At 64.5% G+C, this 17,846-nt stretch carries 25 protein-coding genes; 11 read left to right on the forward strand and 14 right to left on the reverse strand.

Annotated features, from left to right (window positions below):
- Positions 1–59: 59 nt before the first annotated feature.
- From ABIB80_RS31045 to ABIB80_RS31080, 8 genes are all read right to left on the reverse strand, one after another.
- Positions 60–1,094, reverse strand: coding sequence for a D-alanine--D-alanine ligase family protein (locus ABIB80_RS31045; RefSeq protein ID WP_007596826.1), 1,035 nt, complete (start codon positions 1,092–1,094; stop codon positions 60–62).
- The gene (locus ABIB80_RS31050) at positions 1,091–2,119 is read right to left on the reverse strand and encodes a putative zinc-binding metallopeptidase (RefSeq protein WP_007596824.1); all 1,029 of its coding nucleotides are present in this window, start codon (positions 2,117–2,119) and stop codon (positions 1,091–1,093) included. The genes ABIB80_RS31045 and ABIB80_RS31050 overlap by 4 nt, the downstream gene beginning before the upstream one ends.
- Positions 2,120–2,341: 222 nt before the next feature.
- Positions 2,342–3,295 carry a ribose-phosphate pyrophosphokinase gene (locus tag ABIB80_RS31055; protein ID WP_007596822.1) on the reverse strand — a complete coding sequence of 318 codons (954 nt, stop codon included), beginning with the start codon at positions 3,293–3,295 and terminating at the stop codon, positions 2,342–2,344.
- 193 nt (positions 3,296–3,488) lie between these two features.
- On the reverse strand, positions 3,489–4,115 hold the full coding sequence (locus tag ABIB80_RS31060) for a hypothetical protein (protein WP_007596820.1): 627 nt from the start codon (positions 4,113–4,115) through the stop codon (positions 3,489–3,491).
- A 113-nt stretch (positions 4,116–4,228) separates the two neighbouring features.
- On the reverse strand, positions 4,229–4,996 hold the full coding sequence (gene pgeF / locus ABIB80_RS31065) for a peptidoglycan editing factor PgeF (protein WP_007596819.1): 768 nt from the start codon (positions 4,994–4,996) through the stop codon (positions 4,229–4,231).
- Positions 4,993–6,111 (reverse strand): class I SAM-dependent methyltransferase, encoded by a 1,119-nt coding sequence (locus ABIB80_RS31070; RefSeq protein WP_007596817.1) that lies wholly within the window; start codon positions 6,109–6,111, stop codon positions 4,993–4,995. The genes pgeF and ABIB80_RS31070 overlap by 4 nt, the downstream gene beginning before the upstream one ends.
- A 21-nt stretch (positions 6,112–6,132) precedes the next feature.
- Positions 6,133–6,978: a prolipoprotein diacylglyceryl transferase gene (lgt, locus tag ABIB80_RS31075; protein ID WP_007596816.1), complete on the reverse strand. Its 846-nt coding sequence runs from the start codon at positions 6,976–6,978 to the stop codon at positions 6,133–6,135.
- A gap of 14 nt (positions 6,979–6,992) precedes the next feature.
- Positions 6,993–7,724, reverse strand: a complete 732-nt coding sequence (locus tag ABIB80_RS31080) for a dienelactone hydrolase family protein (protein ID WP_007596814.1) — start codon at positions 7,722–7,724, stop codon at positions 6,993–6,995.
- Between the two features lie 169 nt (positions 7,725–7,893).
- Between ABIB80_RS31080 and ABIB80_RS31085 the strand changes: the two genes are divergently transcribed.
- The 4 genes from ABIB80_RS31085 (at position 7,894) to ychF (ending at position 10,815) form a co-directional block, all read left to right on the forward strand.
- Complete coding sequence (locus ABIB80_RS31085) at positions 7,894–8,145, forward strand: accessory factor UbiK family protein (protein WP_007596812.1); 252 nt, start codon at positions 7,894–7,896, stop codon at positions 8,143–8,145.
- A gap of 183 nt (positions 8,146–8,328) precedes the next feature.
- Positions 8,329–9,048 carry a 50S ribosomal protein L25/general stress protein Ctc gene (locus ABIB80_RS31090; RefSeq protein ID WP_007596810.1) on the forward strand — a complete coding sequence of 240 codons (720 nt, stop codon included), beginning with the start codon at positions 8,329–8,331 and terminating at the stop codon, positions 9,046–9,048.
- A gap of 58 nt (positions 9,049–9,106) precedes the next feature.
- Positions 9,107–9,712 carry an aminoacyl-tRNA hydrolase gene (gene pth, locus ABIB80_RS31095; protein ID WP_007596809.1) on the forward strand — a complete coding sequence of 202 codons (606 nt, stop codon included), beginning with the start codon at positions 9,107–9,109 and terminating at the stop codon, positions 9,710–9,712.
- A 5-nt stretch (positions 9,713–9,717) separates the two neighbouring features.
- Positions 9,718–10,815, forward strand: coding sequence for a redox-regulated ATPase YchF (gene ychF, locus ABIB80_RS31100; protein WP_007596807.1), 1,098 nt, complete (start codon positions 9,718–9,720; stop codon positions 10,813–10,815).
- A gap of 120 nt (positions 10,816–10,935) precedes the next feature.
- Here the strand turns inward: ychF and ABIB80_RS31105 are convergent, their stop codons facing one another.
- Complete coding sequence (locus ABIB80_RS31105) at positions 10,936–11,232, reverse strand: DUF4282 domain-containing protein (protein WP_007596805.1); 297 nt, start codon at positions 11,230–11,232, stop codon at positions 10,936–10,938.
- A gap of 178 nt (positions 11,233–11,410) precedes the next feature.
- Here ABIB80_RS31105 and ABIB80_RS31110 point away from each other — a divergent pair, with 178 nt between their 5' ends.
- The 3 genes from ABIB80_RS31110 to ABIB80_RS31120 all read left to right on the forward strand — a co-directional run bounded on the left by ABIB80_RS31110 (position 11,411) and on the right by ABIB80_RS31120 (position 12,690).
- A complete protein-coding gene (locus ABIB80_RS31110) occupies positions 11,411–11,863 on the forward strand; it encodes a MaoC family dehydratase (RefSeq protein WP_007596801.1) in 453 nt (150 codons plus the stop codon).
- Positions 11,863–12,345 carry a MaoC family dehydratase gene (locus ABIB80_RS31115; protein ID WP_007596799.1) on the forward strand — a complete coding sequence of 161 codons (483 nt, stop codon included), beginning with the start codon at positions 11,863–11,865 and terminating at the stop codon, positions 12,343–12,345. Before ABIB80_RS31110 ends, ABIB80_RS31115 begins: the two co-directional genes overlap by 1 nt.
- A gap of 198 nt (positions 12,346–12,543) precedes the next feature.
- Positions 12,544–12,690 carry a hypothetical protein gene (locus ABIB80_RS31120; protein ID WP_007596790.1) on the forward strand — a complete coding sequence of 49 codons (147 nt, stop codon included), beginning with the start codon at positions 12,544–12,546 and terminating at the stop codon, positions 12,688–12,690.
- Between the two features lie 41 nt (positions 12,691–12,731).
- Here the strand turns inward: ABIB80_RS31120 and ABIB80_RS31125 are convergent, their stop codons facing one another.
- From ABIB80_RS31125 to ABIB80_RS31145, 5 genes are all read right to left on the reverse strand, one after another.
- The gene (locus ABIB80_RS31125; protein WP_007596789.1) at positions 12,732–12,869 is read right to left on the reverse strand and encodes a hypothetical protein; all 138 of its coding nucleotides are present in this window, start codon (positions 12,867–12,869) and stop codon (positions 12,732–12,734) included.
- Between the two features lie 266 nt (positions 12,870–13,135).
- Positions 13,136–13,558 (reverse strand): hypothetical protein, encoded by a 423-nt coding sequence (locus tag ABIB80_RS31130; protein ID WP_007596788.1) that lies wholly within the window; start codon positions 13,556–13,558, stop codon positions 13,136–13,138.
- A gap of 315 nt (positions 13,559–13,873) precedes the next feature.
- Positions 13,874–14,791, reverse strand: a complete 918-nt coding sequence (locus ABIB80_RS31135; RefSeq protein WP_198288255.1) for a hypothetical protein — start codon at positions 14,789–14,791, stop codon at positions 13,874–13,876.
- Between the two features lie 214 nt (positions 14,792–15,005).
- Positions 15,006–15,446, reverse strand: a complete 441-nt coding sequence (locus tag ABIB80_RS31140; RefSeq protein WP_007596786.1) for a nuclear transport factor 2 family protein — start codon at positions 15,444–15,446, stop codon at positions 15,006–15,008.
- A 213-nt stretch (positions 15,447–15,659) separates the two neighbouring features.
- Positions 15,660–16,112, reverse strand: a complete 453-nt coding sequence (locus ABIB80_RS31145; RefSeq protein ID WP_007596785.1) for a nuclear transport factor 2 family protein — start codon at positions 16,110–16,112, stop codon at positions 15,660–15,662.
- A 284-nt stretch (positions 16,113–16,396) separates the two neighbouring features.
- Between ABIB80_RS31145 and ABIB80_RS31150 the strand changes: the two genes are divergently transcribed.
- From ABIB80_RS31150 to ABIB80_RS31165, 4 genes are all read left to right on the forward strand, one after another.
- Positions 16,397–16,639, forward strand: coding sequence for a hypothetical protein (locus ABIB80_RS31150; RefSeq protein WP_007596784.1), 243 nt, complete (start codon positions 16,397–16,399; stop codon positions 16,637–16,639).
- A 96-nt stretch (positions 16,640–16,735) separates the two neighbouring features.
- Positions 16,736–16,915 (forward strand): hypothetical protein, encoded by a 180-nt coding sequence (locus tag ABIB80_RS31155; protein ID WP_007596783.1) that lies wholly within the window; start codon positions 16,736–16,738, stop codon positions 16,913–16,915.
- A 111-nt stretch (positions 16,916–17,026) separates the two neighbouring features.
- The gene (locus tag ABIB80_RS31160; RefSeq protein ID WP_007596782.1) at positions 17,027–17,413 is read left to right on the forward strand and encodes a hypothetical protein; all 387 of its coding nucleotides are present in this window, start codon (positions 17,027–17,029) and stop codon (positions 17,411–17,413) included.
- Between the two features lie 7 nt (positions 17,414–17,420).
- On the forward strand, positions 17,421–17,786 hold the full coding sequence (locus ABIB80_RS31165) for a hypothetical protein (protein WP_007596781.1): 366 nt from the start codon (positions 17,421–17,423) through the stop codon (positions 17,784–17,786).
- Positions 17,787–17,846 lie beyond the last annotated feature (60 nt).

Here is a 17,846-nt window from a genome sequence, read left to right on the forward strand (position 1 = left end):
CCCTCATCCCGAGGGGCGCGAAGCGCGTCCCGAAGGATGAGGGGTGATCGCAGCCGTCATCACCCCAATGACACGCCCGCTTTGGCGCGGCTGATTCCGAGCGCCAGGATGCGCTGCAGGAGAGCCGGATATTTCAGCCCGTCATGTAGAGCGGCCGTGGCGAATTCCTGGCTCTTGGCGATCTCGGGATTTGGATTGGCTTCGATGAAATACGGCGTGCCGTCGGCGGTGAGACGAAAATCGATACGAGCGTAGCCGTCGAGGCCAAGCACCCGGTAGATGCGTTTCGCGGCCCGCTGGATCCTGGCGGTCACTTCCGGCGCCAGATCCTTCGCAGGCCCGTCGACGATGCCGACCTTCTCCTGATAGTCGGTGTCGTGCTTGGCTTTCTCCGTGGCGATGTGCCGTGACGAGCGGCCGCCCATGCTGCCGAATTTCAACTCCCAGACCGGCAGGACTCGTAAGCGGTTGTTGCCGAGCACGCCGACGTAAAGCTCTCGTCCTTCGATGAACTGCTCGGCGATGGCGGCGGATTCGACCCGTTCGTGGATGAAGGCGACCCGCTCGGCCAGCTTCTCGTCGGTGTCGACGATCGATGCTTGCGAGATGCCGAACGAGCCATCCATGTTCAGGCTCTTGACGATCAGCGGCAGCGCAAGACGCGTCGGGCGTTTCACCTTGCGGCGCATCGGGAAGACGGCAAAGGCCGGCGCGGCGATCCGGCGGTGATGCACCAGCGTCTTGGACAGATCCTTGCCGCGGGCCAGGGTCAGGCCGCGCGGATTGCACCCGGTATAAGGGACCTTCATCAGCTCGAGATAGCTCGCGATGTGCTGGTCGAAGGCGACGTTGTTGTGGAATTCCTCCAGCAACGTGAAAACCACGTGCGGCTTGAACTCCTCGATCGCCTCGCGCACCGGCTTGATTTCCTCCTGCGCGCCGAGCGGTCGAACCTCGTGGCCGGCTGCGCGCAAGGTGCTCACCACGTCGTATTCGGTTTTCCACGCATTGATTTCCTGCGCGGTGTGCCCGTCGCTGGAGTCCGGCGGCACGAAGTCCGGATGCATGAGCACCAGAATGCGCAGACGTCTCATAGCGCGATCCATTTTCGTCGAGATGGGCCAAACATCGTGTGCATCGTCTTGGCGGTCACGAGGACGATGAAGTCGAGAACGAGCTTCTGTTCAGGACCGACGGCGCGCAGGTCGAGCTCGCGGCAGCGGGAGATCATCTCGTCAAGCACGGCATCGAGCGTAAGCTGATTCTCGCCGGTCCATCGCGCGACCAATTGCCTGATCTGGGAGCGGTGGCGCCTGATCAGGGTCGAAGCCGGCTTTGAGCGGTGATGCCGCGGATCGGCCGAAAACAGCCGGGAGAGATCGCGGTCGTAGGTCTTGGGAGGCGTGAAGGCGTAGAACGCCTGCTTCTTCTTGTAGTGCTCTTCGAGCGTTTGGCTGAGCCGACCCAGCGGATCGACACGCTCCCGCGTCGTGATCGGCGGCCGCTTTCCCGCGATCTCGCCCATCAGCTCGTCGACATATTCGAGCTTCTTCAGTGCCGGCCAACCAGCGTATCGCGTCCGCCAGTTCGAACGGGGCCGTAGCCACACCGCAAACGTCTCGGCGAAATCCTCGTCCGGATGGCTCTGCGCGTACCAGAGCCGCAGATGCTGGACATAGCGCCGGCTCGCCGGATTGGGCCGGTAATAGCGCGGATAATGTTTCGACGACGGGCCGAACAGTTGCTGCCAGCGCCGGCGGCGCTGCAACTGGTAGCCGTGCTGTATGGCGTGGCCCGCTTCGTGACGGAGGATGGCCATGCATTCGCGCCAGGTTCCGCCCTCGACGTCGAACATCATCTTCTTCTCGAGCTTCATCAGGCGGGGATGAGCGAGATAGAACGGAATGGCGATGCCGGGAACGCCGCCCGGGCTGAACCATTCGCTCGACATCCAGGTGTGCGGCCGCAGCCGGATGCCGCGCTCCTCGAGCTCCTCGTACAGCGTGCTGACGCAATCCTCGAGCCAGGTGCCTTCGACCGTAACCCTCAGGCTGGAGAGGCGTTGCTTGAGCAACTCGTCGTCCGACAGCTTCTCCCAGGCAAATTTCCGGCGTGGCATCGGGCATCCAGAGGGCAGAGATGACTCGGGATTCGGATGATGTCATGGGCGGTCGTTGGCAACAACCCGGGGAGCGGCGGCGCGTGGGGGAGCCGTAGGGTGGGTTAGGCGCAGCCGTAACCCGCCTCTTACTTTCCGCGGGGGCAGAAGTGGTGGGTTACGCCGAGCGGTCTGCGCTTCGCGCAGTCCGCAGGGCTAACCCACCCTACGAGGTCAGCGTGCTCAGTCGAACAGGCTCGACACCGACTCTTCCGCGGCGGTGCGCGCGATCGCGTCCGAGATCAAGCTGGCGATCGGCAGCGTGCGGATGTTCGGGGCCTTGCTCACCGCCTCGGTCGGCAGGATTGAGTCGGTGATCACCAGTTCCTTCAGCCTGGAGTTCGTGATCCGGGCGGCCGCGCCGCCGGAGAGCACGCCGTGGGTGATGTAGGCGTAGACGTCCTTGGCGCCCTTGGCGATCAGCGCGTCGGCGGCGTTCACCAGCGTGCCGCCGGAATCCACGATGTCGTCGATCAGGATGCAGGTGTAGCCGGCGACGTCGCCGATCACGTTCATGACCTCGGATTCACCCGCCCTCTCGCGGCGCTTGTCGACGATCGCGAGCGGGGTGTTGATGCGCTTGGCGAGACCGCGTGCGCGCGCCACGCCGCCGACGTCGGGCGAGATCACCATCGTCCTGGAGAGGTCGAACTTGTCCTTGATGTCGCGCACCATCAGCGGCGCCGCGTAGAGGTTGTCGGTCGGGATGTCGAAGAAGCCTTGGATCTGGCCGGCATGCAGGTCGAGCGTCATGACGCGGTCGACGCCGGCCTGCGTGATCAAATTGGCGACGAGTTTAGCCGAGATCGGCGTGCGCGAACCCGATTTGCGGTCCTGCCGGGCGTAGCCGAAATAGGGCAGCACCGCAGTGATGCGGCGCGCCGAGGAGCGGCGCAGTGCGTCGGTGATGATCAGCAATTCCATCAGATGGTCGTTCGCCGGGAACGAGGTCGACTGGATGACGAAGGCATCCGAGCCGCGCACGTTCTCCTGGATCTCGACGAAGATCTCCATGTCGGCGAAGCGCCGTACCACCGCCTTGGTCAGCGGCAGGTCGAGACCTTGCGCGATGGCCTGTGCGAGAGCCGGGTTGGAGTTGCCGGCGACGAGCTTGATGGAGCCGTTCTTGGCCGACATGGACGCTTCCTCCCGCGCTTTGCTGGACACGATGTTCAACATCAAACAATACCCACTGGAAGCACGGTTACGACGGGCGAGGAAATATCAGGCCGGGGGCTGCAATGGCAACCCGGGACGCTACGTTTTCCCTGCGAAATCCCGAATCCGGCCAACGGTTTGGCCGGAAGTTGGGGCCGTGGTTTCGCGGGGGTTATCGCTCGGCATAGCCCAGCGCCGAGGCCGGCATCCCGGCCGCCGGAGCCTCCGGGATCACGCTCGCCACAGCCGCCCCGCGCAAGCCGGGAGCCGAGCCCGGCGCATCCGGCGTACCGTTGATCATGTTGGAAAGTCCGCTGAATCCGGCCTGGGCGATCTTCCGCAGCACGAGGTCGTCGGCAGCTCCCCAAGGATCCCGGGCAGCGTCGCGGCCGCCCTTGGCCGCCGTAGGTTCCTCGCCGGAAAGGCGCAGCGCCCGCTGCTGGTTGGCGTCGTAGACGTCCCAGACCCAGGCGATCACGGTCTTGCCGCGCACGATCTGAGCGGAGAGGTAGCTGCGCACGCGGTAGGCAGCCGTCCCCTCGCGGGAGACCACGGACAGGCTGCGCAGCTTGGATTCGGTGTCGAGCACGCCGACCATGCGGTCGAACACTTGCGGCGGCGGCCCGTCGATCGATTCGAACGCGACTGTCGCCCCGGAGCCGGCGCTCGGCGCCATGGCGTAGGAGTTTGCGGCACCACCGCCACCGGCACAGCCGCCAAGCGCGGTCGCAGCCGTCAGCAGCATGACCGCCAGCACGCGCGAACCTGCGCGGCGCAAGATGAATGACGCGTCCCTCATTATGGAGGGCAGCGATATCGTTAAAACGCATTAACGTCTAGGGCGGGGGCGCCACAGCCCACTGTCATCGCGCGCAGGCATAGCCCCGGAATGACACGGGGTTGCCTTTGTGTTCACGCTTCGAGCGCGATCGCGTGAACGTGGCGGCCGTAATCCGGCTCGTTGCGATGCACCGAGCGGCGGTAGCTGAAGAAGCGTTCGTCGGCGTAGGTGTCCAGACCGAGATCGTCGATCATCAGGATGCCCGCGGCTTCCAGACGCTCGCGGATGAAGCCGGCGAGGTCGAACATCGCGTGTCCCTCGCGCACCGACGGGATGAAAAACATCGTGTTGTCCGCATCCGCCTCGATGAAGCGCGCCACGAACTCGTTGCCGACTTCATAACTGTCCTGGCGGATCAGCGGGCCGATCGCGGCGATGATGCCGCTCCGCGAGGCGCCGAGTTTTTCCATCGCTGAAATGGTCTGCTCCAGCACGCCGGTGAGCGCGCCCTTCCAGCCGGCATGCGCGCCGCCGATCACGCCCGCATTGGGGTCGACGAACAGCACGGGCCCGCAGTCGGCGGTGGAGACGCCGAGCGCGATGCCGGGCACCTTCGTCACCAGCGCATCGCCCTTCGGTCGCGGCCCGCTCGGCCACGGAGCGTCGGCCACTAGCACGTCGGGCGAATGGATCTGGTGCAGGCTGAGAAAGCGTTCCGGCGCGACGCCGACATGCTCGGCCATGCGGCGGCGGTTCTCCGCGACAAGGGCCTGATCGTCGTTGGAGCCGAGCCCGCCGTTAAGCGCGGAATAGATGCCGCCCGAGACGCCGCCCTCGCGGGTGAAGAAGGCGTGGCGCAGGCCGGGCACCGCTGAGAGCAGCGAGGAGGCAAGCGTCATGAATGGTCTCCGGCGCGTTCGAGATCGCTCAGTCCCGCAAGGCCCGTCAAGCGCGGCTCAGAGATGCCGAGCACCTTGAACATCGAACCCATGCCGCTGCGCCCGGTTTCAGTCAGGCGCTTGAGCGCGATCGAAATGTCGGTGGCAACGTCGGGCGCCGCCTTCTGCATCAAGGCGGCGGCACGGGTCTCGATGCCGACGCGCTTGAGGAAATCGCCCTGCGTCACCGGCCCGTGCACGCGGGCGCCCACGTCCTCCGCCCCGCGCGCGAGCGCCTGGAAGTCGACATGGGCCGTGACGTCGGCTTGGCCCGGCGCCTTCAGGGGATCGGTGAAGGTGTGGCGCGCGATCGCCTGGAAGGTGTCGCCGGCATCGCTGCGCAGATGGCCGTAATCGATGATCAGCGCCGCGCCGTCCTGGTCGCGCACGCGGCTGGCGAGCTTCATAATCTCGGCATCGGGCCGCCACTCGAACACGGCCCCGACGGGCGCGGCGCGCACCAGAGGCGGCAGCAGCACCTCGAAGCGTGGGGTCGGCTCGGCCGCCGCGCCGAATTGAAGTTTTCCGTTGGCGTCCACCTCGATCACGCGCTCGTGCCAGCCGTTCTCGTGACGGACCATCTGGTGGATCGGCAGCACGTCGAAATATTCGTTGGCGAGGATGATGCTCGGTCCGTCCGGCACGTCGTCGATGCTGTCGTGCCAGGCAATGTTGCGCACGCCCGACAGCGTCGCACTCTGCCGCTCGCGCAGGACCGGATTGACCTCGACCATGTGGATGTGGAGCGCCTGGTAGAGCGGCGGCAGCACGCGGAGCGCACGCAGCGCATCGGCCATCATGGTGCCGCGGCCAGGACCGAGCTCGATCAGCCGCAGGAATTGCGGCGAGCCCATCTGCTTCCACACCGAGGCGGTCCATAGGCCCAACAGCTCGCCGAACATCTGGCTGACCTCGGGCGCGGTGGTGAAGTCGCCTTCTCGTCCCAACGGATCGCGCGAGACGTAATAGCCATAGCGCGGATGCATCAGGCACAGTTCCATGTACCGCCAGACCGGCATGGGGCCTGAGGATTTGATCAGCGCCTTGATCTCGTCGAGTAACGGCTGGTCGGTCACGGCCTATCTTCTCAAAAGGAATTAACGAATAGCCCCTGCGGGCTCGGGCGCACCGCGCCTCACTGCCAATACAATAAGTATGCCGCCCACAATAAGCATCGGAATCGACAACAGCATGCCCATGGTTAATCCGCCCCAGAGGAAGCCGAGCTGGACGTCCGGTTCACGGAAATGCTCGCCGGCGATCCGGCTCAGACCATAGATCAGGATGAACGCGCCGAGGATCATGCCCGGCCGCTTCAGGGCGCCGAAGCGGATCATGATCGCGAGCACCGTGAACAGCAAAATGCCCTCCATGCCGGCCTCGTAGAGCTGGCTCGGATGACGCGGCAGTTGGGTGGGATCGTTGGGGAAGATCATCGCCCAGGGCAGCTCCGGCCCGGCGGTGCGGCCCCACAATTCGCCATTGATGAAATTGGCGATGCGGCCGAGCAGCAGCCCGACCGGGGCGACGGCGGTGGTGATGTCGCCGAGCGACAGGATCGAGATGCGGTTGCGATAGGCGAACCACATCACCGCGACGACGCAGCCGAGGAAGCCGCCGTGGAAGGACATGCCGCCTTCCCACAGCCTGAAGATCGCGGCGGGATGGTCGATGAAGAAGGGCAGATTGTAGAACAGCACATAGCCGGTGCGGCCGCCGAGGATGATGCCGAGCGTGACCCACAGAATGAAGTCGTCGATCTGCACCAACGACATCGGCGCCGGGCCGCCCCACAGCCGCTCTTTCTTCAGGAGCGAGCGCGCATAGAGCCAACCGAACACGATGCCGCAGATATAAGCCAGCGCATACCAGCGGATCGCGAACGGACCGATCTCGATCGCGATCGGCTTGAAGGCGGGAAAGTCGATGAGCAGAAAGGGCATCGCGCCTTCTATGTCTAGACGAGATTGCGGCGATAGAGCGCCAGCAGACGCTCCCAATGCCGCTCGGCGGCGTCGCGGTGATAGACCGGACGCTTGGGGAAGGCGAAGCCGTGATGGGTGTCGGGATAGATCTCGACTTCGGCTTTGGCGCCGCTCATGCCCTGCTTCACCTGCTCGATGATCTCGGCCGGTGCGTAGATGTCGGTCTCGGCGCAGGCGAAGTAGAGTTCGGCCTTGGTCTTGGCGGCCGCGAGATGCGGGCTGTCGTCCTGGTCGGTTGCGAGTTGCGTGCCGTAGACCGAGGCAGCGGCTTTGACGCGATCGGGAAAATGCGTGGCGGCGTTGATCGCGTAGCGGCCGCTCATGCAGTAACCGACAGTGCCGATCAGTTTGGTGTTCGCGGCCGCCTGGCCCTCGGCATAGGTGAGCAGCGCCCGCGTGTCGTCCATGATCATGGGGATCGTGAGCGATCCCATCAGCGCAAACATGCGCTTGCGTTCCGGAGCGTTCGGATCGGCCGGCAGCGCGCCGAGCTCCATCACGCCGGAACGGTAATAGAGGTTCGGCAGCATCACGTAATAACCCGATGTCGCGAGCCGGCGTGCCATGTCGCGCAGCTCCTCGCGGATCGCCGGCGCGTCCATGTAGAACAGGACGACCGGAAACGGCCCGCCGCGTTCGGGATGGCTGATGAAGGTTGCGGTGTGACCGTCCTTGGTGGGGATCGCGATCTGCTGGTCGATCATCTCGAGCGCCTTTTGTGATTCTTCTTATGCAGGGACGTTGAATACGATTGCAAGGAAACCGGGGCATGACAAGGATACCGCCGATCGGCCCTTGAACCGGCCCAATCGGATTGCCATTGTCTCCCCGCGCGTTCGCGCAGAGTTCATCGAAAGCCGCCAGGAGACCGACATGACCCAGACCAACAACCGGTTTTTCGACGAGATCGGCCGCCTGATGAACGATGCCGCCGGTGCCGCGCAGGGCGTCAAGCGCGAGTTCGACACGGTGATGCGCACCCAGGCCGAAAAATTCCTGCGCGACATGGACCTCGTCAAGCGCGAGGAGTTTGAGGCGGTCAAGGACATGGCGCGCCTGGCGCGTGAGGAGAACGAGGCTCTGAAGGCGCGCATCGCGGCGCTGGAGGCCAAGCTCGGCGGCTAACTCCGCCGGCTCCATCCGGGCGATCCGGTTCCGCCCACCAGCCCATTCTCCTTGTCATTTCCGCGTCTTCCGGGTAAAAGCCCGCCACGTCCGCAGCCCCCGCACCCCTGGAGGCTTGCTGCGGCGTATGCCATGGGCCGCGTTGCGGCCCATTAACTTTTGCAAAAACAAGGACTTAACGTTATGGCGACCGTCAAGGAATTGAAGGCGACCGCACGTCCGAAGAGCGGCAAGGGGGCCGCCCGGGCTGAGCGTCGCGCCGGGAGAGTGCCCGGAGTGATCTATGGCAACAACCAGCCCCCGCTGACCATCTCGGTTGACGATCGCGAACTGCGCTCGCGCATCCTCGCCGGCCGGTTCCTGACCACGCTGGTCGACATCGACCTCGAAGGCAACAAGCACCGCGTGATTCCGCGCGACTACCACCTCGATCCGGTCAAGGACTTCCCGATCCACGTCGACTTCATGCGGCTCGGCGAAGGCGCCACCATCCGCATCAGCGTTCCCTTGCACGTGGTGAAGGCTGAAGGTTCGCCCGGCGTGAAGCGCGGCGGCGCCGTGAACATCGTTGCGCACGCGATCGAGCTCGAGTGCGGCGTGGAGAACATCCCGCAGTTCATCGAGGCCGACGTCGGTTCGCTCGAGATCGGCCACTCGCTGCATCTCTCCGACATCAAGCTGCCGGCCGGCGTGAAGGCGCTGACCTCCGAGGACGCGACCCTCGTCACCATCGTGCCGCCGTCCGGCTACGCCGAAGAGCAGAAGGCTGCGGCTGCTGCTCCGGCTGCGGGTGCTGCTGCTCCGGCGGCTGGTGCTGCTCCGGCTGCGGGTGCTGCTGCTCCGGCAGCGGCTGCCAAGGCCCCGGCTGCCAAGGCCCCCGCCGGCGGCGACAAGAAGAAGTAATCTCTCAAAGCTGGCGCGCGGTCCCTGACCGCGCGCCGAGCGAGGGGCGCGCCGCGTCATGCGACTGTTTGTTGGGCTCGGCAATCCCGGCCCGAAATTCGCACGTAACCGGCACAATGTCGGCTTCATGGCCGTCGACGAGATCGCGCGGCGTCATGGGTTCGCACCCTGGCGCCGCAGGTTTCAGGGCGAGACCTCGGAAGGCACGCTCGGCACCGAGCGCGTGATCCTGCTCAAGCCGATGACCTACATGAACGAGTCCGGCCGCAGCGTTCAAGAAGCGGCAAGCTTCTTCAAGATCGCGCCGGGCGACGTCACCGTATTCCATGACGAACTCGAACTGCCGCCGGGCAAGGTGCGGGTGAAGATCGGCGGCGGCATCGCCGGCCACAATGGCCTGCGCTCGATCTCCGCCCATATCGGCAACGACTACCGCCGGGTGCGGCTCGGCATCGGTCATCCCGGCGTGAAGGAATTGGTGCACGGCCACGTGCTGTCGGACTTCGCCAAAGCGGACAACGACTGGGTGGCGACGCTCTGCGACGCGGTGGCCGAGCACGCGGCACTGGTTGCCAAGGGCACGGACGCGACTTTCGCCAACAGGGTGCACCTCGCCATGCAGGCGAAGGGATTTTTGACCAAGGACGACAACGGCAAGGATTAACGCTCGTGGGATTTAAATGCGGGATCGTCGGATTGCCCAATGTCGGCAAATCGACCTTGTTCAACGCGCTGACCGAGACGGCCGCGGCGCAGGCGGCGAACTATCCGTTCTGCACGATCGAGCCGAATGTCGGCGAGGTCGCTGTGCCGGATCCGCGGCTCGATAAGCTCGCAGCGATCGCCAAGTCGGGCCAGATCATCCCGACCCGGCTGACCTTCGTGGACATCGCCGGCCTCGTGCGCGGCGCGTCCAAGGGTGAAGGCCTCGGCAACCAGTTCCTCGCCAACATCCGCGAGGTCGACGCCATCGCGCATGTCGTGCGCTGCTTCGAGGATTCCGACATCACCCATGTCGAGGGCAAGATCGCCCCGCTCGCCGACATCGAGACCATCGAGACCGAACTGATGCTCGCCGATCTCGACAGCCTCGAAAAGCGCGTCGACAATTTGGCCAAGAAGGCCAAGGGCAACGACAAAGACGCCAAGGAGCAGCTCGACCTCGTCAATCGCACCCTGGTGCTGCTGCGCGAGGGCAAGCCCGCGCGTCTCGTCGAGCGCAAGGCCGAGGAGGAGCGCGCCTTCGGCATGCTGGGCCTGCTGTCGTCCAAGCCCGTGCTCTACGTCTGCAACGTCGAGGAAGGCTCGGCCGCATCAGGCAATTCGTTCTCGAAGGCGGTGCAGGACCAAGCCGCCAAGGAAGGCGCCATCGCCGTCGTCATCTCGGCAAAAATCGAATCCGAGATCGCCACCATCTCACGTGACGAACGCGCCGACTTCCTGGAGACGCTGGGTCTCGAAGAGGCCGGCCTCGATCGCCTGATCCGCGCCGGCTACACGCTGCTCGACCTCATCACCTATTTCACGGTGGGCCCGAAGGAAGCGCGCGCCTGGACCATCTATCGCGGCACCAAGGCGCCGGGCGCGGCCGGTGTGATCCACACCGACTTCGAGAAGGGGTTTATCCGCGCCGAGACCATTGCGTATGAAGACTACGTCGCGCTCGGCGGCGAAGCCGGCGCCCGCGATGCCGGCAAGCTCCGCCTCGAAGGCAAGGAATACGTCGTCGCCGACGGCGACGTGATGCATTTCAGGTTCAATACGTAAGATCTGGATAGGTTCGTAGGGTGCGTTAGCGCAGCGTACCCCACCATGCTTCCTCGTTTGCGGAACGAAGTTGGTGGGTTATGCCTTCGGCTAACCCACCCTACGGCACCTGCGCTTGCCTCACCGCACCCCGCCGCCCTGATCCCTGATCGCGCCGAGGTGCTCGTTGATGCGGAAGATGATCAGGATCAGCTCCGCGATGATGCGCGAGAACACGATCCCGACGACAACGCTCGCGATCGACGACAGCAGCATCAGGAAGCCGCCGAACGGGCTGATCGCCATCATCGCGAGGCCGGAGAAGATGCCGGAGAGGCCGAACAGGCAGATCAGCGCGATCACCAGCCAGTAGAAGGTCTTGATGATCGTCGGCGTGATAAAGCGGTCCCATTGAAACAGATCGCTGAATGAAAACATTGCTCTCCCCAGGGCAATTCGGGTGTTGTCGGGCCTTGCAAATGGATCGTGGCCCCTGATCGATCCGACTCAAGACCGACGCCGGCGCGCCGAATGTAGCACGAGCCATGCGGGCCGGCGGGTTGAGATTGCCGCAAAGTGCGGCCACAATCTGTCATTTCCTCAAACCTTTCCCAAGATGACCCTGACCTTCGAAGATTTCCCGCCCGGCCGGTTCGGAACATTCGGCCCGCGCCATGTCACGCGCGACGAGATCGTGGCCTTTGCCGCCGAGTTCGATCCGCAGCCGATGCACCTCGACGAGGAGGCCGCCAGCAAGAGCATGCTGCGGGGCCTGTCCGGCTCGGGCTGGCATCTCTGTTCGCTGATGATGCGGATGATGGCCGACGGTTTCATTACCCGCGCCGCTTCGCTGGGATCTCCCGGCGTCGACGAAGTGCGGTGGTTGTCGCCCTTGAGGCCTGGCGACGACCTCATGCTCGATGTCGACGTCGTGGAGGCCCGCATCTCGAAGAGCCGCCCGGAGCTCGGCATCGTCAAGTTCAAATGCACCGTGCGTAACGCCAGGGGTGATGCGCTGTGCGAGATGACGTCGCCGATCCTGATCAAGCGGCGCGAGGGGGCGGTCTGATGCCGTTTTTCGAGGAGATCGAGATTGGGCATCGCCGCGAGATCGGCGCCTATACGTTCACGGCGGAGTCGATCAAGGCATTCGCCGCAAAGTTCGATCCGCAGCGTTTTCACCTCGACGAGGAGGAGGGCAAGAACTCGCTGTTTGGCGGGCTCGCGGCCTCGGGCTGGCATGTCGGCTCGGCCTGCATGAGCCTGCTTGTCGCCGACGGCCAGCGTCTGGCGCGGGAAGCCGCTTCGCGCGGCGAGGAGGTCGCGGTGTGGGGCCCGTCGCCGGGCTTTCGCGACCTGCGCTGGATCAGGCCGGTGCTCGCCGGCGACATCGTCACCTACGTCAACGTCGTCATCGACAAACGCAGCTCCGCCTCGCGACCCGGCTGGGGCATCCTGACCGCGCGCACCACCGGCACCAACCAGCGAGGCGAGGACGTCTACGCCATCACCGCAACGGCCTTCGTGCCGATGCGTGCGAACGGCGGTTAGATTCGTTCCAGGATGAACGGCGAAAACAGCGTGCGAGTGTTGCTTCCGCGCTATGGACGCGATTCCGGGGGGCTGCCATAAGCCTGCGCAACATGGTTTTCCCGCGAAGCAGTGTGCGGAACCATCGAGTTGCTAACCAATTATGAACCTGTCGCTGTCTATTTGAACGAACTGGGCAGAGTACAGGGGACGAGGACCATGGCAGACCGCGGCGCACTCAAGCTGGTCGGATTCATCTTTGCTACCGCCACGCTGGCCGTGATGCTGGTCGCCGGCATGGTGGTGAAGGGCTATGCCGATGGTGCCTACACCCTGGAAGCTTCGACCGTGGAAGCCGCCCGGTAAGACTTCGTTAACTCTGCGGGGCCGCAACGCGGCCTCCGCCCTCAGCGGCTATAGACGAACGCCAATATCGCGATCGCAATCGCCAGCAATCCGACAAAACGCAGCATGATCGTGCCGAACTGGTTCGGCGCGGGCCGCAGCGGTATCGGGTCGGTGGTGTCGGGCCGAATGCTTTCCATGACATGTCCCCGGGCCCGCCGCGATGGCAGGAGCGCTTGGCGTTAGTCGTCGGGTGGCGGTGGGGCGTTCAAAACCCTCCGCTGTCATGCCCCGCGAAAGCGGGGGCATCCAGTACGCCGCGGCGTCTCGGTAGCACATCACCGCCTCTGGAATACTGGATCATCCGCCTTCGCGGATGATGACGTTACATTGAGGGTGCCCCCCAGAATCAAAACCGCCGCGCCCCTTTCGGAACGCGGCGGCCGGTGATGCGTGATGTCAGCGATCAGCTGTTGCGCAGGCCGTCGGCGGCGCGCTTCCACTGCGAGACGTTGTCGGCGATCATGCGGGTCGACTTCATCGCGGCCTGGCTGAGCTGGGCGTAGCCGGAGATCTCGCGCTGGACGCGCTGGCCTTCGGCGTGGAGCAGGTCGCGCAGGCTCTCAAGCTCGGAGATCAGATTCTCGATCTCGGCGAGCGAGGTGCCGGCGACGCGCTGGATCAGCGAGTTGACGTTGGTGACGGTGGCCTCCGCGCTCGGATCGAGCGGCGGCGCGTCCGTGGCGGTCGCTGCCGGACGGCGCAGATAGGCGATGTCGTTGCGGACGAAGTCACGGATGCCGGCTTCGACTTCCGTCACGGCGGCGAGGTTGGTGTCGATGGTCTCGGTCTCGGTGGTTTCGGTCTTTTCCGGACGCATGGCGTTCATCGTTATTCCCCTGTTCGCGTTGAGCGCAGCGCGAGTGTCCCCCGCACGACGACGTCAGCCTGGGACTAGGGCGTCGGATTTTGGCCGCAACTTGGCCGAGGTGCGGCAAGGGCGGTCCATTCGGGGGCTTTGCCGTGGCGTATGGTTACGGAAGTCTGAACGCGGCCGCACCGGCGAACTTTGTAGCTCCTCATGGTGAGGAGCGCGAAGCGCGTCTCGAACCATGCAGGCCCAACTGTAGCAGCGGGGGCCTCGATCCTTCGAGACGCGCGCAAGAGCGCGCTCCTCAGGATGAGGAGAAAGATTAGCGCCCAACTACCAGCTCTTCTTGAACCCCGCCGTCAGGCTCTTGTTGATCGCCCCTTGCGAGGTTTCGCCGACCGAGCCGGAGACGGTGACGTTGTCGAACAGCTTTTGCTCGGCGCCGACCTTGCGCAGCCATTTGTCGTCGGTGGTCGACAGCGACTGGCCCGCGGTGATGCTGGTGCCGGTGTCGGTGAGAGTGACCTTGGCCGACTGCTCGGTCTCGTAATTCCGCGTGATGTGACCGCCGACTCCGGGGAGCGCCGTGGTGCCCTGCTGGTTGACGCTGTAGCCGTTCTGGAGCGTCAGCGACGTGTCGCCCGATAGCGGCACCGATTTGATCAGCGCCGCCCCGAGTTTGCTCTGTTCGGCGCCGGGATCGACGCGGGCCTCCACCGCGGTCTTGTCCCAGATCGCGCCCGCGCCCGGCGCGGTTGCGGCCGCCCAGGCGCTGCCGGACGATTGAGGCACGCTACCGCCATTGGTGGCTTTCTGCGCCAGGAGCTCGGACATCGTCCGCGGCTCGCTCGTCACCGTCATGTCGGCGCCGATGCGGGCGTCCCAGAATGAGGATACCGACTGCTTCACGGTCACCGCCGAGGTGCCGTTGGCGTTGGCGTTCGACGCCCAGTTCAGCCCGTCCTTGGCGGCGGCCTGCGCGCGTTTCTTGGCGGCGATGATGTCGTTGAGCGTCCCGGCGTCGATCGCGAGCTGGCCCCAGTCGAGCTTGTCGACGTCGATGCCGCGGAGCACGTCGGGATCGTTGACATCAGGGGCCTCCGCCGTCTCGGCCTCGTCGTCGGGCGCTGCGGCCGGGCCGGGGGAGAAGGGCGGAATGATCTGCGCCGACACCGTCAGCACCGATCCCAAGATGAAAGCGGCCGCCAGCATCGGCAGCCTGGTCAAGCCAAACCCTGTCGAGAATTCCATCGTCCTGCCCGTCAGCCCAGTTCTCGCCGAGGATGCGGAACCATCGTCGCGAAATTGTGGCGGCTCCATCAAGCGCGAACCAACGGGCCGCGCGAAAGGCGCGCGCCCGATGACGAGCTTCTCCACGATTGCATCCGGCGGGGCTGGAGGCCAGGACGCGTCGCGGGGAGCATCAGCCATCGGTCCCGAAGTGCGGGGCCCGTTGGTGTTCCGTTCAGCCGACGCCGGTCATCTTCGGCAGATGAATGGCGCGGCCGAGTGCCTGCTCGACCAGATCGAATGTATCGATCAGCACGCGCATGCTGGTGAGTTTGCCCGCCTTGAACTGGGCGAACTGCGCCACCCGCAAGCTGATCGGCTTGTTGGAATCCAGCGCGGTCAGCGAATAGCGCAGCATCGAGGCGGCGGAATCGACGCCGAGCATGATGCTCTCGCGGTCGAAGCGGCGGACCTGGAAATTGTCGGCGAGTTGGTGGATGACATCGAGCACGGCGTCCTTGCCCTGGCGCGCGCCGAGGAACGGAAACATGTCGATCGGGCCGTACAGCGCCCACTCGACGTCCTCGTCGATCAGGGCCTCGATGTCCTCGAAATGCCGGTCGTTGATCGCGCGGTGCAATGCGCGCGAGAAACGCCAGAGGCTGTGCTCTGTCATTTTGGGCAGTCCTGAAGCTGGCTTGCAAAAACAAAAATCAACCCCAGCGCACAGAAATGGTGCCGCGGGGTCGCTCAACTCATTTGTATACGAACAAAATACGCCAATTCGGCCAAAACGCAATTCACGTTTTCGCAATGCACAATTGATCCCGGCGTGTGAGATTTACAATAGGAGCCCGTATTTTCCCGGTCCGGGCCGGTTTGGAGAGAGCTAGCCCCCGTCCACCCGCTCGCCCACGATCAGCGGGCCGATCTCACGTTCCAGCACCTGCTGCACCAGGTCGTAGGAATCGATGATCTCGCGGATCTGCGCCACCTGGCCGTTGCGGAAAGTGTAGAATATGGCCATGTCGACCTGAATGATGCGGTCGTGGCTGCGCTTCCTGAAGAACACGCGCAGATAGGCCGCGACCGTGTCGCCTTCGGCGACGATCTGCGGCACCTCGTAGCGGATTTCGGCGTATCGCTCCTGCACGGTGCGCCAGAATTCGCCGAGCTCCTTCTTGCCGTGGCAGGGGCCCATGTGCGGCAGCACGTCGATCGGCGCGTGGGTGAGAAAATCGACGTCGTCGGTGCAGCACGACAGCGCGGCCTCGAGATCGCTGCGCCCGATGGCGTCGAGCAGGTGCAGCACGCGCTGGCGATTGAGCTTCTCGACCGTCATTCCGCCCGTCCTCATTGGCCGTGTGGAGTTTGCGCAAAGCTAACGCGCGGCTTCGGACACCGGCAATCCGCAAAACCACAGGGGATGTTGCAGACGATTTGACGCGCAAACGCAATGCCAGGTTCATGACTGCAACTGCCGGTTGAGTTACCGCGCGCCTGCACGAATTCGCGTGGCTTTCGGCTGCATGGGCTCGCGCTGCCCAACGCGCGGCAGCGAACACGGGAACCGGGACGGGTCCGTGCCCGTTGAGATTGCGACACCGCATTCGGAGACATCGATCCATGAAATCCCTTGCCGCCATCGCCGCCGCACTTCTCATGCTTGGCGCGACCTCCGCCGCCAACGCCAAGGGCTGCATCAAGGGCGCCGTCGTCGGCGGCGTCGCCGGCCACTACGCCGGCCATCACGGCGTCCTCGGCGCCGCCGCCGGCTGCCTCTACGGCCGCCACCATGCCAAGGAGCAGCAAGAGCAGGAGAGGCAGCGACAACAGCAGAGCCAGGTCAACGGCCAGGGCAAGCTGTAACGGCACGGAAAACTGTGCTCCCGCCGTCTTCTATCCGGCATGCTTCGATGGTAAATTCCATTCGCGAACGCTGGGATTGAACCAGGCGAGGGAACGATGGACGTCGGGAAGTCCTTGTGGGGTTTAGTCCTCGCAATCCTGTTCCTGTATTTCGTCGTCGCTTTCGTGGGGAAGGCTTCCCGTTCTGCGGGCGTCAAGTACAATTGGGTCGGCGTTCTGCTGTCATTCTCGACGATCGGCCTCGCCATCTATCTCGTTTTCTTTCGCCAGCTTTGAGCCGGTCCCGGCTGCCTCACGTCCCGGGCTCTCGGACGGGCGTGAGCCAGCTCACATCGCGCGCCTTCCCCTGTGGCTATCGTCCTCCCCATGTCATCAGGGAGACGCGCCATGGCCGCCATCGCCACAGTCAGAAAGTCCAGCCTGCACAACGCGCTTGAAGGCCTCGCGCTGACTGCGACGCTGCAGAGCTTCCCGACCTTCGCCGCCGCGGCTTTCCTGCTCAAGCTGGTCGGCAATCACGACCTGGTCGGCGATCCCGGCGTCGCCATCTTCGTCGCCATCGCCTCACTCGCCCACGCGCTGCTTGCGGTGACCTTGGGGCCGAACTTCCCGCATTTGTTCAAGACCGTCTACGAGCCGAAGTTCTTCGAGGCCCATCTGTCGCTCACTGAGAAGATCACGGCATGGCGCACCCAGCCGGTCGCCTCGCTCCAGCTCATGACCATCGTGCTGCTGCTGTCGGTGATGGCGGTGGTGACGGCCAGCGTGGGGTGATCGCATCATGCCCTTCATCACCGCGTCGAAATCCGGTCCGCTCAACTGGCTCGAAGGCTTTGCCCTCACCACGATCCTTCAGGGCTTCCCGATCTTCGCCGCGGCGTCGCTGATGGTGAAGCTCCTGGGACATGACCGCGGTGGCAGTCACGTCCTCACCATCGCGATGGCGTCGATCTTCTACAGCTGTCTCGCCATCTGGGCGGGATCGACATTCCCGGGATTTGCAAAGAACGCCTACGAACCGCTGTTCTTCGACGCCAGCCTGTCCTTCTCCGAGAAGATCGCCCGCTGGCGCGCCAAGCCGGCGACGTCGATGCAGCTGGTGGCCTCAGTGCTGCTGCTGTCGCTGCTCGCGGCGAGCGTGGGGTGAGTGCGCGTTCTCATCATTCTCGGATGCCGCCATCAATAACCATGGGCGGCGCCGGCGCTC

This window comes from Bradyrhizobium sp. i1.15.2 (assembly GCF_040548425.1).
GTDB classification, from domain to species: Bacteria; Pseudomonadota; Alphaproteobacteria; order Rhizobiales; family Xanthobacteraceae; genus Bradyrhizobium; species Bradyrhizobium canariense.